We start from the raw sequence: 13,071 nt of genomic DNA, 5'->3' as shown, positions 1-13,071 counted from the left end.
CCTTAATCCTGCCCGTCGTCGCGCTGGCTGCTTTCGGAGCGGAAGGGGTGGGCGGGGTAGACGCCCAGGATCTTCAGCTCGCGGGCGAAGAAGTCCAGCTCCTCCAGCGCCAGGCGCAGGGGCCGGTCCTCGGGGTGGCCTTCCACGTCGGCGTAGAACTGGGTGGAGGTGAAGCGGCCGCCCACCATGTAGCTTTCCAGCTTGGTCATGTTGACGCCGTTGGTGGCGAAGCCGCCCATGGCCTTGTACAGGGCCGCCGGCACGCTGCGCACGCGGAAGACGAAGCTGGTGATGACGGGGCCTGCCCCGCGCGTCGCCGGCTTGGGCTCCCGCGACAGGATCAGGAAACGGGTGGTGTTGTGCTCCGCATCCTCGATGCCGCGCGCCAGCACCTCCAGCCCGTAAATCTGGGCCGCCAGTTCCGAGGCGATGGCGCCCTGGGTCAGGTCGCCCCACTTGGCCACGTCGGCGGCGGCACCGGCCGTGTCGGCGTGGGTGACAGGCGCCATGCCATGGGTGCGCAGGTATCCTCGGCATTGCGACAGCGCCTGGATGTGGGAATGAACCTGCTTCAGGCCCTCGATCGTGGCCCCCTTAGGCGCCACCAGGCAATGGACCACCCGCTGGAAATGCTCCCCGATGATGTGCAGGCCGCCCTGGGGCAGCAGGTGGTGCATGTCGGCCACGCGGCCGGCCACCGAATTCTCGATGGGGATCATGGCCAGGCGGGCACGGCCCTCCGTCACGGCGGCGAAGGCGTCCTCGAACGAGTGGCAGGGCAGGGGGACCATGTCCGGAAACACGTGGCGGCACGCCATGTCGGAATTGGCGCCCGGCGCCCCCTGATAGGCGATGCTGTTGTCGGCAGTGTCGGACATATTTCTTTTCCCCCTCAGGCGCCGGGCGGCCATATCCGTGGCCTCGGCTTCCTCGCTTTCCAGCCCGCTTCGCATCCCGGATAGCTCCAGCGGCCCTTTCCCGTATATCAGGGTCGCAGCCTACAACGGCATGACCCATGGCTCATGCCGTTGGTTTTACGGGGCCGTCATGCTGCCGATCAGGGCCCGCGCCCGTTCCAGATCCTCCGGCGTGTCCACGCCCAGGGGCACCGCGTCCACCACCGCCACGTCGATGCGCATGCCGTTGGCCAACGCCCGCAGCTGCTCCAGCTTCTCCCGCTGCTCCAGGGCGGCGGGGGGCAGGGCGACGAAGCGGGCCAGGGCCTCGCGGCGATAGGCGTAAAGGCCGATGTGGTGATAGTGCGGGCCGGCACCCCAGGGGGTGGTGGTGCGGGTGAAGTACAGGGCGCGGCCCACGCGGGCGCCCGGCGCCAGCTCGATCACCGCCTTGACCACGTTGGGATTGTGCCGCTCCTCCTCCACGGTGATCTCCACCGCCAGGGTGGCGATGTCCACTTGCCCATTGGCCAGCGGGCCGAAGGCGGCGCGCACCGTGGCCGGCTCCACCGTCGGCAAGTCGCCCTGGACGTTGACCACGGCGTCGTGCCGCCCCTCCGGGTCCACCAGGCGCAGCGCCTCGTGGATGCGGTCGGAGCCGGAGGGGTGGTCGGGGTTGGTCAGCACCGCCTGGCCGCCGGCGTCCCGCACCGCCTCCACGATTTCCTTTTCCGCCGCCGCCACCAGCACTGGGCCGATGTCGGCCTCCGCCGCGCGCCGCCATACCTGCACGATCATGGGCGCGCCGCCGATGTCGGCCAGCGGCTTGTTCGGCAGCCGGGTGGAGGCCATCCGCGCCGGAATGATCACGATGGGGGCTTTGGGCGCGCCCAGGGGAGAGGCGGCGGGGCTTGAAGACATGGGGCTTCGGCCTACGATTTGATTTGGCTCATGGCTGGGGCAGGCGTGCGACATTTACCTCCCATGGTCAAGCCGGTTTGCAGGCAGGGCGCCGAACTATCTTGCCCTGGTTGAACAGGCCGCTTATCGTCGCCCGGAATTTGGGAGAATGATGGCCGGACCATAACGGCCCCGGGCATCGACAAGCGTCACCACCTGGCGTTAACCTGGACGCGCAGGAACCATAACCAGCACGCGAACGGCAAACAGCGTGGGACATGAGGGCTTGATCTGATGGCGGGTAGCTTCTTCAACAAGATTTCCATGGCCATTCTGTTGGGCGCGCTGATCGCCCTGTTGGCGGGGTTCATCGCCAAGAAGGCCGTGCACCCGACGATGTTGACCGAGAACGTGTACAAGATCGAAGGCGTGGAGGCGGCCCCGGCCGCGGGTGGCGAGCCGGCGGCGCCGGCCAAGCCGGACCCGGTCAGCCCGCTGCTGGCCGCTGCCAGCGCCGATAACGGCGCCAAGCTGACCAAGGTCTGCCAGGCCTGCCACACCTTCGACAAGGGCGGCCCGGCCAAGGTGGGCCCCAACCTGTGGGGCATCATCGGCAACAAGCAGGGCCATATGGAGGGCTTCGCCTACTCCGACGCCATCAAGAAGCTGGGTGGCACCTGGGATTACGAAAAGCTGAACGAGTTCCTGGCCAGCCCCAAGACCTACGCCCCGGGCACCAAGATGACCTTCGCCGGCTTCAAGTCCGTCAAGGACCGCGCCGACGTGATCGCCTATCTGCGCAGCCAGGCCGACAGCCCGGCCCCGCTGCCCTGAGAAGGCGGGTGCGCTTAAGGGATAGTCGGCCGCCTTGGGTTTGAGGCGGCGGCCTCTCCGGTATAAAAGCAGGGGCGGTCCCAGCCGGGGCCGCCCCTCTTTGCATCTCCCGCTTCCCAGGAAGAACCCATGACCACGCCCGTGCCTGACGACCTCATCGCCCTGGCCCACCGCATGGCGGAGTCGGCGGGCGCCGTCATCCGCCGCTATTTCCGGGCGGATGTGGAGATCGACGCCAAGTCCAACCTGACGCCGGTCACCATCGCCGACCGCCAGGCGGAAGAGGCGCTGCGCGCCCTGCTGGCGGCCGAGCGCCCCGATGACGGCATCCTGGGCGAGGAACTGGGCACCCACGGCCTGGACCGGGAGTATGTCTGGGTGCTGGATCCCATCGACGGCACCAAGAGCTTCATGACCGGCCGCCCCATCTTCGGCACCCTGATCGGCCTGCTGCGCCACGGCCGACCGGTGCTGGGCGTGATCGACCAGCCCATCCTGGGTGAGCGGTGGATCGGTGGCATAGGCCACCCCACCCGCTTCAACGGCACGCCCGTCCGCACCCGCGCCTGCCCCACTTTGGCGGAGGCGACGGTGACCACCACCAGCCCCGACATGTTCAAGGGCGTGGAGGCGGAACGCTTCGCCCAGTTGAAAGCCGCCTCGCGCTACGTCGTCTACGGCAGCGATTGTTACGGCTACGCCCAGGTGGCCAACGGCTGGCTGGACATCTCGGTGGAGCGCGACCTGGCGCCCTGGGACTGGGCGGCCCTGGTGCCGGTGGTCGAGGGCGCCGGCGGCCGCATGACCGACTGGCAGGGCCGCGACCTGGTGCTGGGGGCCGTGGGCGAGGTGGTGGCGTCCGGCGACGCCCGCGCGCATGCCCAGGCGCTGGCCATCATGGGCGGGGGCGCCTAAGTCGCTCTTAAGGCGCGGGGATGGCCCACACGCCTTAGGGTCACGACCAAACGCCACACCCCTTAAACATCCCCTTCCAGCCAATCCTCGATCAGGCGGCGGGCGATGCTGTCGCCGGGGGAACGCGTAAGCTGCCGTCCAGGGGGCCGCGGCGCAGGCTGGCCTCGCGCACCTCCTCCCGGGTGAACCAGCGCGCGTCCTCCAGCTCCTCCAAATCCACCTTCAGCTCCGTGGTCACGGCGCGGGCGTGGAAGCCCAGCATGAGGGAGGAGGGGAAGGGCCAGGGCTGGGAGGACTGGTAGCGCACGTCCGTCACCTGGATGCCGGCCTCCTCCATCACCTCGCGCGCCACCGCTTCCTCCAGGCTTTCGCCCGGTTCCACGAAGCCGGCCAGGGTGGAATACATGCCTTGGCCGAATCGGGCCTGCCGGCCCATGACGCAGCGGTCGCCATCGTGCACCAGCATGATCACGGCCGGGTCGGTGCGGGGGAAGTGCAGCGTCTTGCAGTCCGGGTTGGTGCAGCGGCGGACATGCCCGCCCTCGATCACCTCGGTCACCGTGCCGCAGACGCCGCAGAAGCGGTGGCGCTGGTGCCAGCCCAGCAGGCCCCGCACATAGGCCAGCAGGCTGGCCGTGGACCGGTCCACCTGGTGGGCGAGGGTGCGCAGCTCTGTCGGCGTGCCCAGGCCCAGCAGATCGGGGTGACCTTCCTCCAGCCCGGACAGGTCGACGGCGAAATGGGCGATGTCCCCCTCCACGCCCAGGAAGGCGGGGGCCAGGGTCGCGGCCTCGCGCCACCACGGGCTGCCGGGGTCGAGATAGGCCGGCCGCACCGCAGTCTCCGCCCCGTCGGGCACCCCTTGCGGCGGGGATGCCACCAGGAACTGGCCGCGCCAGACGGCCAGGAATTGGCTTTCGGGGGCCGCCAGGCGCTGGGCCAGCCAGTCGGCCTGCTTGCGGGCGACGGTGGCGCGGTCCAGGCCGGCGCCGGTGTAGAAGTTTTTCTGGGACCGGTTCGTCATGATCACCATTCGTCTCACGATGGGACCGGAGCGGGCAAGGCCACCCCTCATCGTGCGGCGCATCGGAGGGGGCGGGTCGGCCCTGCCGCCTTTTCACTTGCTATGGGGACATGCGATGCCGATATATGGCGGCGGGAGGTTGGCGGCGGACGTGTCCCTCGCCAACCCGGTCAGGTCCGGAAGGAAGCAGCCGTAACGAGTTTCGGCGCGGGTCGCATGTCCAGCCTCCCACCTCATAAAATGAGAAGCCCCTAGGCGGGCACCCGGCGCTCGCCGCCGGCGCGCCCTGTCCCTGCCAGCGCCGGAAGGGTTGAGCGATCCCGTGACCGAAAGCCCGCTTTCCTCCGCTTCCGACTCCGCCGCCGGTAATGCCGTTTACCGGGTCCTGGCCCGCAAGTATCGCCCCCGCAATTTCGATGAGCTGATCGGCCAGGACGCCCTGGTGCGCACCCTGCGCAACGCCATCCAGTCGGGGCGCATCCACCAGGCCTACATGCTGACCGGCGTACGCGGCGTGGGCAAGACCACCACCGCCCGCATCATCGCCCGCGCGCTGAACTGCATCGGCCCCGATGGCCAGGGCGGTCCCACCGTCAGCCCCTGCGGCGTGTGTGAGCAGTGCGTGTCCATCTCGCAGGACCGCAACGTCGACGTCATCGAGATGGACGCGGCCAGCAACACCTCGGTCGACAACATCCGCGAGATCATCGAGGGCGTGCGCTACGCCCCGGCCGGTGCCCGCTACAAGGTCTACGTCATCGACGAGGTCCACATGCTGTCGCGCAGCGCGTTCAACGCGCTGCTGAAGACGCTGGAGGAGCCGCCGCCCCATGTGAAGTTCGTCTTCGCCACCACCGAGATCCGCAAGGTGCCGGTGACGGTGCTGTCGCGCTGTCAGCGCTTCGATTTGCGTCGGGTGGACCAGGGCACGCTGCAGGCCCATTTCGGCCGTATCGCGGAGCAGGAATTGGTGCCGGTGGAGGCGGAGGCGTTGAGCCTGATCGCCCGCGCCGCCGACGGCTCGGTGCGTGACGGGTTGTCACTGCTGGACCAGGCCATCGCGCTGGGCGGCGGCGCGGTGACGGGCCTGCAGGTCCGCGACATGCTGGGCCTGGCCGACCGCACCCTGGTGGTTGACCTGTTCGAATTGACCCTGTCGGGCAAGCCGGCCGACGCGCTGGCGGTGCTGGACGATTTGCACAAGCGCGGCGCCGACCCGGTGGTCATCGCCCAGGACCTGCTGGACTTCACCCATTTCCTGACCCGCGCCCGCGTGGTGCCGGGCACCGCCCAGGACCAGGGCATCCCGGAGATGGAGCGGGTGCGCGGCGGCGAGCTGGCGGCCAAGCTGGGCATGCCCGCCCTGGCCCGCGCCTGGCAGATCCTGCTGAAGGGCCTGTCGGAGGTGCAGCAGGCGCCGGTGCCCATGCAGGCCCTGGAAATGGTGCTGATCCGCCTGGCCTACGCCGCCGACCTGCCCAGCCCGGGCGACCTGGTGCGCAAGGTGATGGAGGGCGGTGTGCCCACCGGTGCCCCCGCGGGCGGCGGCACCCCGATGGGGGGTGGTGGCAATGGCGGCGGCGCCACGGCGCGCGGCATGGCCATGGCCGGCGGTGGCGGCCCGAATGGCGCCCCCATGGCCGTCCTGCGCGGCGGCCTGGCCGGTGCGGTGAAGGCGGCTCCCGTGGTCGCTCCCGCCCCCGTGATGGAGCCCGTTCCGGACCTGCCCCCGGCAGACCCCAAGTCTTTCCGCGAGGTGGCGGAGCTGTTCGGCACCCGGCGCGAGGGCATGCTGCAGGGCAACCTGTTGAGCATGGTCCACCTGGTGAAGTTCGAGCCGGGGCTGATCGAGCTGCGGCCCGCCGCCATGGCCGTGCCCAACCTGGCCGGCCGCGTGGGCCAGCTGCTGACGGAATGGACCGGCCGGCGCTGGATCGTCACCGTCTCCAGCGCGCCCGGCGAACCCACGCTCAGCGACCAGGACCGCGCGGCGGAGAACCGCACCCGCGAACAGGCGGCCGCCAATCCCCTGGTGCAGGCCCTGATGGCCGCGTTCCCCGGCGCCAGGATGGCGGCGGTGCGCGACCTGGACCAGCTGGCCGCGGCGGCAGCCAAGGCCGCCGCCGAAGAGGCCGCCCTCACCCCCGCCTTCCCTTCTTACGAGGATGGCGGTATGGATGCCCCCGACAACCCGTATTTCGACGCCCCGCCGGATATGAGCGACGGCGACTGGGAAGGAGATTTTTAGGCCATGAAGAACATCGGCCAGATGATGAAGCAGGCCCAGCAGATGCAGGCCAAGATGCAGGAAATGCAGGGCAAGCTGGGCGAGATCGAGGCCGACGGCCAGTCCGGCGCCGGCATGGTCCGTGTCGTGGTCAACGGCAAGGGCGAGCTGAAGAAGGTGAAGCTCGACAAGTCCGTCGTCGACCCCGAGGACATCGAGGTGCTGGAGGACCTGCTGGTCGCCGCCTTCAACGACGCCAAGGGCAAGGTCGAGGCGCACATCGCCGAAGAGACCAACAAGCTCATGGGCGGCCTGAAGCTGCCGCCGGGCATGAAGCTGCCGTTCTGATCGGCGCCGCCCTTCAGGGTATGATTCTGAACGCCGGGCCTGGCGACGGGCTCGGCGTCTTCATTTTTCCGGCTGGACTCAAAACAAAGCAGGGCTGGAACAAAGCCGGCACAGCCCCTATCTTGGGGCCATGATCAGCCCTGAAATCGACCGCCTGATACAGCTGTTGTCGCGCCTGCCGGGCCTGGGCCCGCGCTCGGCCCGCCGCGCCGCCTTGCACCTGATCAAGAAGCGCGAGCAGTTGATGGACCCTTTGGCCGAGGCCCTGGCCGGGGCCGCCGCCCGCATCCGCACCTGCCCCGTCTGCGGCAACCTGGACACGGTCGACCCCTGCGGCGTCTGCCGCGACGCCTCCCGCGACCGCACCATCCTGTGCGTGGTGGAGGAGGTGGGCGACCTCTGGGCGCTGGAGCGCACGGGCGCCTATCGCGGCCTCTACCACGTGCTGGGCGGCACCCTGTCGGCGCTGGACGGCATCGGCCCCGACGATCTGGCCGTCCCCGGCCTGCTGGCCCGCGTGGCCCAAGGCACGGACGGCGTGGCCGTGCGCGAGGTCATCCTGGCGCTGAACGCCACCGCCGGCGGCCAGACCACCGCCCACTACCTGACCGACCGCCTCTCCGGCCTGCACGTCGCCGTCAGCCGCCTGGCCCACGGCGTGCCCGTGGGCGGCGAGCTGGACTACCTGGACGACGGCACGCTGACCGCGGCGTTACGGGCGCGGCGCACGCTGGGGTGAGGCGGTGTGTGGGGCCGTGTTCTTCGCGCTGGAAAGCTGAAAGCGGTAGACCATTTTCGCCCACCTTTCGTGGAGCCCATCTTTGTCGGACACGGGCCAGCATTGCCAGTGTTGAGACTGTGCGGCCCTCTGAATCGCCTCATCAAGGCGGTCGTGGCTACTACTCGTCAGGATTTTGGCATCGAAAACCCGGCCGTGCTCATCGCATATGGCTGCAAAGACGACTTGGCCTTCTTCACCCATCATGACCGATGAGATCGGATATGCTGGCGGATGTCGCCTGAAAGACAGCTCGTCAATTCTGGCTGTGGGGCTATCGGGATGGATCCGATCGATGAAATTGGCCGTGTATGGAAGGCCCGCTGACGACATCACTTCGGTTGGAAAAAATATCCTCTCGCGGGCTTGTGAGGGAACCGGTACCGTCGCCGGCCAACAGGCCAGCACCACCAGCACCCCGCTCAGAACCGCATGTGCCGCACTCGTCCGCATGATGCCCCCTCCCCCAGAGGGATGATCGTTGCAGAAGTGGAGGTGGTTGTCGCGGGTCGGTTTCGCACGCTTCACCCACCGCCTGTCCGGCCTCAGGAGTTGGGCGTGGCCGGTGGCGCGGGAACTGGAGGCGATTGGTTGTGGGAGGGTGAGGCGCCTTTCTTCACGAGGGGGAGTTGGAATAGGTAGGTCGCCTGTACTCGAGTCGATATTGGTGCCCTCGTCGATCTGGGGTCCGCACACCGCCAGCGATGAGAGTCCACGGCGGCCAACAGCGCATCGTCCAGCCTTTTATAGCCGCTGGATGATAGGATGAAGGCCGACGTGAACATGCCAACCGCGTCGCAAAAGGCGCTGAAGTGAACCCGGCCCTTTTCCTTCAGCAGTACGGATTCGGCCGAGTATGGCACAGGCGGGCGGGGCAGGGCAGTGCTGTCGATTGATGGCAGCGGCATTGGCGGACGGTGGTCCCAGATCGTCACATCGGGACTTGGTGGGGCTGGCGGTTCCGGGGCTGGCGGTGACGGCACTGGGAAGAGGCGGAAGGTGTAACTGTATGTACCCGCCGTCACCTCCCGGGTGCCGGGGGGCAGCTGGCATCGCCATTTCCTACCGCGCGCCGCCGCCAGCGCGGTCTCGTCCAAGTCGGCATGGGAGGAGGAGTGGTCGATCGTGACGTCACTCAGCCGGCCGTCGGGTTGGCAGAGGAAGCGCAGGCCAACCCTGCCTTGTTCCCCGGCGGCGCGTGCGGCGGCGGGATAGGCCGGCGGGGTCACCGTTTCCAGCTGTACCGCTGCTTCCGGAGGTGGTGACCGGTTTGGCGTGGGGCGGCTTCCATCGCTCATCTGCAGCTGGAAGCGATACGCTATCTTGGTGCTGCCCCAAATGGCCCGCCGAATGCCGTCTGGCGGGTCGCCGTTGGCGTCACGGATGGCACACCCCCACCGGTGGGCACGGGCGGCGGTCAGCAAGGATTGGTCCAGCCGCTCATGGCCGCTGCTTTCCATGATCACGGCATCGCTGACGGTTCCGTCGACGTCGCACAATACGATGAAGACGAGGCGTCCTTCCTCCTGCGCGGCAATGGAGTCCAGAGGATAGATGGGTTGCGCGTCGAGGAAGGACTGCGCGTTCAGTTTGATGGCAGCTGGAGGTGGCGTCCACGGTAAGGCAGGGGGCTCCACGGTACAGGCGCCGCACACCATGCCGAGAAGCGAAAGCCCGCCGATGCGGCCACCCCACGCCTTCATGTCCCCCTCCCCGGGGGCCAGGAAGTTCATGGGTGAGGTGCCGCTGGGGAAGGGGGACTTCCCACTGGCGCCTCGGGCGGCACGAAGGCGTGGGCGACGAAGCCCCAGGAGGCCACCGGCGTATGGTCTGCGCCGGTGGTGGTGGGCTGACAGGCGGTGCCCGGAGGCACGGCGTCGGATAGGGCCGCGTCCAGGCGGGGGCTGCCGGCGCTGTTGATGACGCGGGTGGCGGTGACGTGGCTGTCCGCGCCGCAGAGAAAGGCGATGGCCACCGTGCCGGCCTCGCGCTGCGCCAGGGCCGCCGCTGGATAGGCGGGGCGCCTGAAGGTGCCGGGGGCCAGCTTGGCGTCCAGCGCCAGGTTCCACATGGCCTGCTGGCTCTTGCTGTCCGTGGGCTCGGGAATGGTCACGCCGGGGTTGGCGGCGCGGGCGGCCGCCACCAGGTCGCGGATGTCCTCGGGCGTCAGGTGCAGGCTGGCGGGGGGCGGTGGCGTGCGCAGCTTGAAGTTATAGCGGAACTTGGCCGGGCCGGTGACAACCTCCCCGGTGGCGGCATCGTGGCCGGGGAAGCAGCGCAGGCCAGGCACGACCGACAGCACGGCATTGTCCAGCCGGGCGTAGCCGCTGGGCTCCACCACCTGGGGATCGGTGACGCTTCCGTCCGCCTGGCACTGGACGCTGACGCCCACACGGCCTTCCTCGCCCGCGTGCGCCGACTCTGGCGGATAGTCCGGCTGCTTGAACGAGGCGAGGTCCAGGCGCGGCTTGGCCGGGTCGGGTTGGGCGGTTTGGTCGGCCGCTCCGGCGGCGGCCGGCATCAGAACCAGGCACAAGACGGCGAGCAGGTCTCCGCAACGGCGGTGTTGGATGGTCAAGCGCGTCTCCCCCGTTCACGCATGGCCTTAGCGTTAGAATAAACAGGATCATGAAGCAACCGGTGGGATGCATGTGCCGGCCCCCTGCACATCCACCCGCATACCCCCCGCTACGCAACCGGGCCTTGCCCTGGCGGCCGGCTTCCCCTATCTCGCAGATGGGCGAGCGTTTATACTCATCGCCCTTCGCCTTAGCCGCCTGATCCGGACACGACCCCCATGGCCCTCCTGCCCATCCTCACCGTTCCCGACGCCCGCCTGAAGAAGAAGTGCGCGCCCATCGCCAATGTCGACGGCCGCGTGGTGAAGCTGATGGATGACATGCTGGAGACCATGTACAAGGCGCCCGGCATCGGCCTGGCCGCCCCGCAGATCGGCTTGCTGGAGCGCATCATCGTCGTCGACGTGTCCGAGCATAAGGAAGGCGCCAAGGAACCCATCGCCATGGCCAATCCAGAGCTGCTGTGGCTGTCGGACGAGACCTGCGTGCACAACGAGGGCTGCCTTTCCATCCCCGAGATCTACGCCGACGTGGTGCGGCCCAAGCAGATCCGCGTGCGCTATGTCGACCGCGACGGCAGCGTGCAGGAACGCGACTGCGACGACCTGCTGGCCCGCTGCATCCAGCACGAGGTCGACCACCTGAACGGCGTGCTGTTCATCGACCACCTATCCTCCCTGAAGCGCAACATGATCATGCGCAAGGTGACCAAGGCGGCTCGGTAATTTGGTTTTCCTCAAGCGCCGGCGTTTTCGTTTTTCCCTCAGGCGCCGGGAGCCGCCGTCCGGCGGCTTGGCTTCCTCGCTCCGCCCTTCGGTGCTCGCTCCGGGGCCCGCGGTCGCGGGCCTTGGGTGATTTTTCTTCGATGTGGGGCTTCTTTATGACCCGCCTGCGCCTAGCCTTCATGGGCACGCCCGACTTTTCCGTTCCGGTGCTGGACGCCCTGGTGGCGGCGGGGCATGAGGTCGCCTGCGTCTACAGCCAGCCGCCCCGCCCCGCCGGGCGCGGGCACAAGGAGCAGCTGACCCCGGTGCACGCGCGGGCGGCGGCGCTGGGCATTCCCGTGCGCACGCCGCGCACCCTGCGCAAGGAAGAGGCCCAGGCGGAGTTCCGGGAGCTGAACCTGGACGTGGCGGTGGTGGTGGCCTATGGCCTGATCCTGCCGCAGGCGGTGCTGGACGCGCCGCGCCTGGGCTGCCTCAACATCCACGCCTCGCTGCTGCCGCGCTGGCGCGGCGCCGCACCCATCCAGCGCGCCATCCTGGCCGGCGACGCCGAGAGCGGCGTCACCATCATGCAGATGGAGGCGGGGTTGGACACCGGCCCCATGCTGCTGGAGGAGCGCATCACGATCACCCCGCGCATGACCGCCAGCCAGCTGCACGACGGCTTGTCATCCATGGGCGCCCGCCTGATCGTCACGGCGCTGGACCGCCTGGCGGCCGGCGATCTGCCCGCCACCGTGCAGCCGGAGGAGGGCGTGACCTACGCCGCCAAGCTGGCCAAGGAGGAAGGGCTGCTGGACTTCGCCAAGCCGGCGGTTGAGCTGGACCGCCAGGTGCGGGCGCTGACCCCATGGCCCGGCACCTGGTTCGAGGCGGCCCTTGAGGGGGGGCGACTGAAAAAATCAAGGTCCTGGCGGCCGAGCCCGTGGCCGGCGCCGGCGCCCCCGGCACCCTGCTGGACGCCAGCCTGACGGTGGCCTGCGGCGAGGGCGCCCTGCGCCTCACCACCGTGCAGCGCCCGGGCAAAGGCCCCGTCGAAGGGGCCGCCTTCCTACGTGGCTTCCCGCACCAGGTGGGCCAGCGGATCGCCCAATGACATGACCAGGTGGAAGCTCACCGTCGAATATGACGGCCGGCCCTATCAGGGCTGGCAGCTGCAGCCGCACGGCCCCTCCGTCCAGGCCTGCCTGGAGGAGGCCATCCGGCGGTTTTCGGGTGAAGTGGTGCGGGTGCATGCCGCCGGCCGCACCGACGCCGGCGTCCACGCCCTGGGCCAGGTCTGCCACTTCGACCTGGAAAAGCCGACCAAGCCCGACACGGTGCGCGACGCCCTGAACTTCCATCTGCGGCCGGAGCCTATCGCCGTGGTCAAGGTGGAGGCGGCGGCCGATGATTTCCACGCCCGCCTGTCCTGCAAGGGGCGCGCCTACCTCTACCGCATCGTCAACCGCCGGGCGCCGCTGGCGCTGGACGTCGGCCGCGCCTGGCACGTGCCCACGGTCCTGGACGCCGACGCCATGAACGAAGGCGCCCAGCGCCTGGTGGGCAACCACGACTTCACCAGCTTTCGCGCCAGCATCTGCCAAGCCAAGAGCCCGGTAAAGACGTTGGGCCTGCTGACGGTGAGCCGCGTGGGGCAGGAGATCCACATGGTCGCCCGCGCCCGGTCCTTCCTGCACCACCAGATCCGCAACATGATCGGCACCCTTCGCCTGGTGGGCGAGGGCAAGTGGACGCCCGACGACGTGACCAAGGCGCTGGAAGCCCGCGACCGCGCCGCCGCCGGCCAGACCGCCCCGCCGGACGGGCTGTATTTCACCGAAGCGTGGTATGAATAGTGACAAT

At 68.9% G+C, this 13,071-nt stretch carries 13 protein-coding genes, 1 other RNA gene and 1 pseudogene; 9 read left to right on the top strand and 6 right to left on the bottom strand.

From position 1 onward, the window contains the following. Positions 1 to 2: 2 nt before the first annotated feature. Positions 3 to 878: a prephenate dehydratase gene (locus tag UAA55_RS28275; RefSeq protein WP_322957004.1), complete on the bottom strand. Its 876-nt coding sequence runs from the start codon at positions 876 to 878 to the stop codon at positions 3 to 5. Positions 879 to 1,034: 156 nt separating this feature from the next. Next, on the bottom strand, positions 1,035 to 1,817 hold the full coding sequence (locus tag UAA55_RS28270) for a 3-deoxy-manno-octulosonate cytidylyltransferase (protein ID WP_145610573.1): 783 nt from the start codon (positions 1,815 to 1,817) through the stop codon (positions 1,035 to 1,037). A 273-nt stretch (positions 1,818 to 2,090) separates the two neighbouring features. Here UAA55_RS28270 and UAA55_RS28265 point away from each other — a divergent pair, with 273 nt between their 5' ends. Both UAA55_RS28265 and hisN read left to right on the top strand, forming a co-directional pair. After that, positions 2,091 to 2,630 carry a c-type cytochrome gene (locus UAA55_RS28265; protein WP_145618796.1) on the top strand — a complete coding sequence of 180 codons (540 nt, stop codon included), beginning with the start codon at positions 2,091 to 2,093 and terminating at the stop codon, positions 2,628 to 2,630. A 129-nt stretch (positions 2,631 to 2,759) separates the two neighbouring features. Next, positions 2,760 to 3,545 carry a histidinol-phosphatase gene (hisN, locus tag UAA55_RS28260; RefSeq protein ID WP_322957003.1) on the top strand — a complete coding sequence of 262 codons (786 nt, stop codon included), beginning with the start codon at positions 2,760 to 2,762 and terminating at the stop codon, positions 3,543 to 3,545. A 91-nt stretch (positions 3,546 to 3,636) separates the two neighbouring features. Here the strand turns inward: hisN and nudC are convergent, their stop codons facing one another. Then, a complete protein-coding gene (gene nudC / locus UAA55_RS28255; RefSeq protein ID WP_322957001.1) occupies positions 3,637 to 4,569 on the bottom strand; it encodes an NAD(+) diphosphatase in 933 nt (310 codons plus the stop codon). Between the two features lie 134 nt (positions 4,570 to 4,703). On the opposite strand from nudC, the gene ffs reads away from it, so the two are divergent. The 4 genes from ffs to recR all read left to right on the top strand — a co-directional run bounded on the left by ffs (position 4,704) and on the right by recR (position 7,883). Beyond that, positions 4,704 to 4,801, top strand: an RNA gene (gene ffs, locus UAA55_RS28250) — signal recognition particle sRNA small type. 78 nt (positions 4,802 to 4,879) lie between these two features. Further along, positions 4,880 to 6,817: a DNA polymerase III subunit gamma/tau gene (locus tag UAA55_RS28245; RefSeq protein ID WP_322957000.1), complete on the top strand. Its 1,938-nt coding sequence runs from the start codon at positions 4,880 to 4,882 to the stop codon at positions 6,815 to 6,817. Between the two features lie 3 nt (positions 6,818 to 6,820). Then, entirely contained in the window at positions 6,821 to 7,144 is a 324-nt protein-coding gene (locus UAA55_RS28240; RefSeq protein ID WP_088870677.1) for a YbaB/EbfC family nucleoid-associated protein, read from the top strand. Between the two features lie 130 nt (positions 7,145 to 7,274). Beyond that, positions 7,275 to 7,883: a recombination mediator RecR gene (recR, locus tag UAA55_RS28235; RefSeq protein WP_322956998.1), complete on the top strand. Its 609-nt coding sequence runs from the start codon at positions 7,275 to 7,277 to the stop codon at positions 7,881 to 7,883. Here the strand turns inward: recR and UAA55_RS31440 are convergent. The 3 genes from UAA55_RS31440 to UAA55_RS28225 all read right to left on the bottom strand — a co-directional run bounded on the left by UAA55_RS31440 (position 7,857) and on the right by UAA55_RS28225 (position 10,500). Continuing rightward, positions 7,857 to 8,255 (bottom strand): TonB family protein, encoded by a 399-nt coding sequence (locus tag UAA55_RS31440; RefSeq protein ID WP_416235252.1) that lies wholly within the window; start codon positions 8,253 to 8,255, stop codon positions 7,857 to 7,859. The genes recR and UAA55_RS31440 overlap by 27 nt on opposite strands. A 212-nt stretch (positions 8,256 to 8,467) precedes the next feature. Continuing rightward, entirely contained in the window at positions 8,468 to 9,655 is a 1,188-nt protein-coding gene (locus UAA55_RS28230) for a TonB family protein (RefSeq protein WP_322956996.1), read from the bottom strand. Then, entirely contained in the window at positions 9,652 to 10,500 is an 849-nt protein-coding gene (locus UAA55_RS28225) for a TonB family protein (protein WP_322956995.1), read from the bottom strand. Before UAA55_RS28225 ends, UAA55_RS28230 begins: the two co-directional genes overlap by 4 nt. 219 nt (positions 10,501 to 10,719) lie before the next feature. Between UAA55_RS28225 and def the strand changes: the two genes are divergently transcribed. From def to truA, 3 genes and pseudogenes are all read left to right on the top strand, one after another. Beyond that, positions 10,720 to 11,226 carry a peptide deformylase gene (def, locus tag UAA55_RS28220; protein ID WP_145610563.1) on the top strand — a complete coding sequence of 169 codons (507 nt, stop codon included), beginning with the start codon at positions 10,720 to 10,722 and terminating at the stop codon, positions 11,224 to 11,226. 155 nt (positions 11,227 to 11,381) lie between these two features. Then, positions 11,382 to 12,322, top strand: a pseudogene (fmt, locus tag UAA55_RS28215) (methionyl-tRNA formyltransferase). 1 nt (position 12,323) lies between these two features. Then, positions 12,324 to 13,064 carry a tRNA pseudouridine(38-40) synthase TruA gene (gene truA / locus UAA55_RS28210; RefSeq protein ID WP_322956994.1) on the top strand — a complete coding sequence of 247 codons (741 nt, stop codon included), beginning with the start codon at positions 12,324 to 12,326 and terminating at the stop codon, positions 13,062 to 13,064. Positions 13,065 to 13,071: the final 7 nt, after the last annotated feature.

The sequence above is a fragment of the Nitrospirillum guanabarense genome (genome assembly GCF_034653355.1).
Classification (GTDB): Bacteria; Pseudomonadota; Alphaproteobacteria; order Azospirillales; family Azospirillaceae; genus Nitrospirillum.
This window is presented reverse-complemented; position numbering and strand designations above follow the sequence as displayed.

What these genes read in the sequence shown, in the direction of transcription:
- UAA55_RS28275 (WP_322957004.1), bottom strand. Translation starts at nt 878, where the DNA reads ATGTCCGACACTGCCGACAACAGCATCGCCTATCAGGGGGCGCCGGGC.
- UAA55_RS28270 (WP_145610573.1), bottom strand. Translation starts at nt 1,817, where the DNA reads ATGTCTTCAAGCCCCGCCGCCTCTCCCCTGGGCGCGCCCAAAGCCCCC.
- UAA55_RS28265 (WP_145618796.1), top strand. Translation starts at nt 2,091, where the DNA reads ATGGCGGGTAGCTTCTTCAACAAGATTTCCATGGCCATTCTGTTGGGC.
- hisN (WP_322957003.1), top strand. Translation starts at nt 2,760, where the DNA reads ATGACCACGCCCGTGCCTGACGACCTCATCGCCCTGGCCCACCGCATG.
- nudC (WP_322957001.1), bottom strand. Translation starts at nt 4,569, where the DNA reads ATGACGAACCGGTCCCAGAAAAACTTCTACACCGGCGCCGGCCTGGAC.
- UAA55_RS28240 (WP_088870677.1), top strand. Translation starts at nt 6,821, where the DNA reads ATGAAGAACATCGGCCAGATGATGAAGCAGGCCCAGCAGATGCAGGCC.
- recR (WP_322956998.1), top strand. Translation starts at nt 7,275, where the DNA reads ATGATCAGCCCTGAAATCGACCGCCTGATACAGCTGTTGTCGCGCCTG.
- UAA55_RS31440 (WP_416235252.1), bottom strand. Translation starts at nt 8,255, where the DNA reads ATGTCGTCAGCGGGCCTTCCATACACGGCCAATTTCATCGATCGGATC.
- UAA55_RS28230 (WP_322956996.1), bottom strand. Translation starts at nt 9,655, where the DNA reads ATGAACTTCCTGGCCCCCGGGGAGGGGGACATGAAGGCGTGGGGTGGC.
- def (WP_145610563.1), top strand. Translation starts at nt 10,720, where the DNA reads ATGGCCCTCCTGCCCATCCTCACCGTTCCCGACGCCCGCCTGAAGAAG.
- truA (WP_322956994.1), top strand. Translation starts at nt 12,324, where the DNA reads ATGACCAGGTGGAAGCTCACCGTCGAATATGACGGCCGGCCCTATCAG.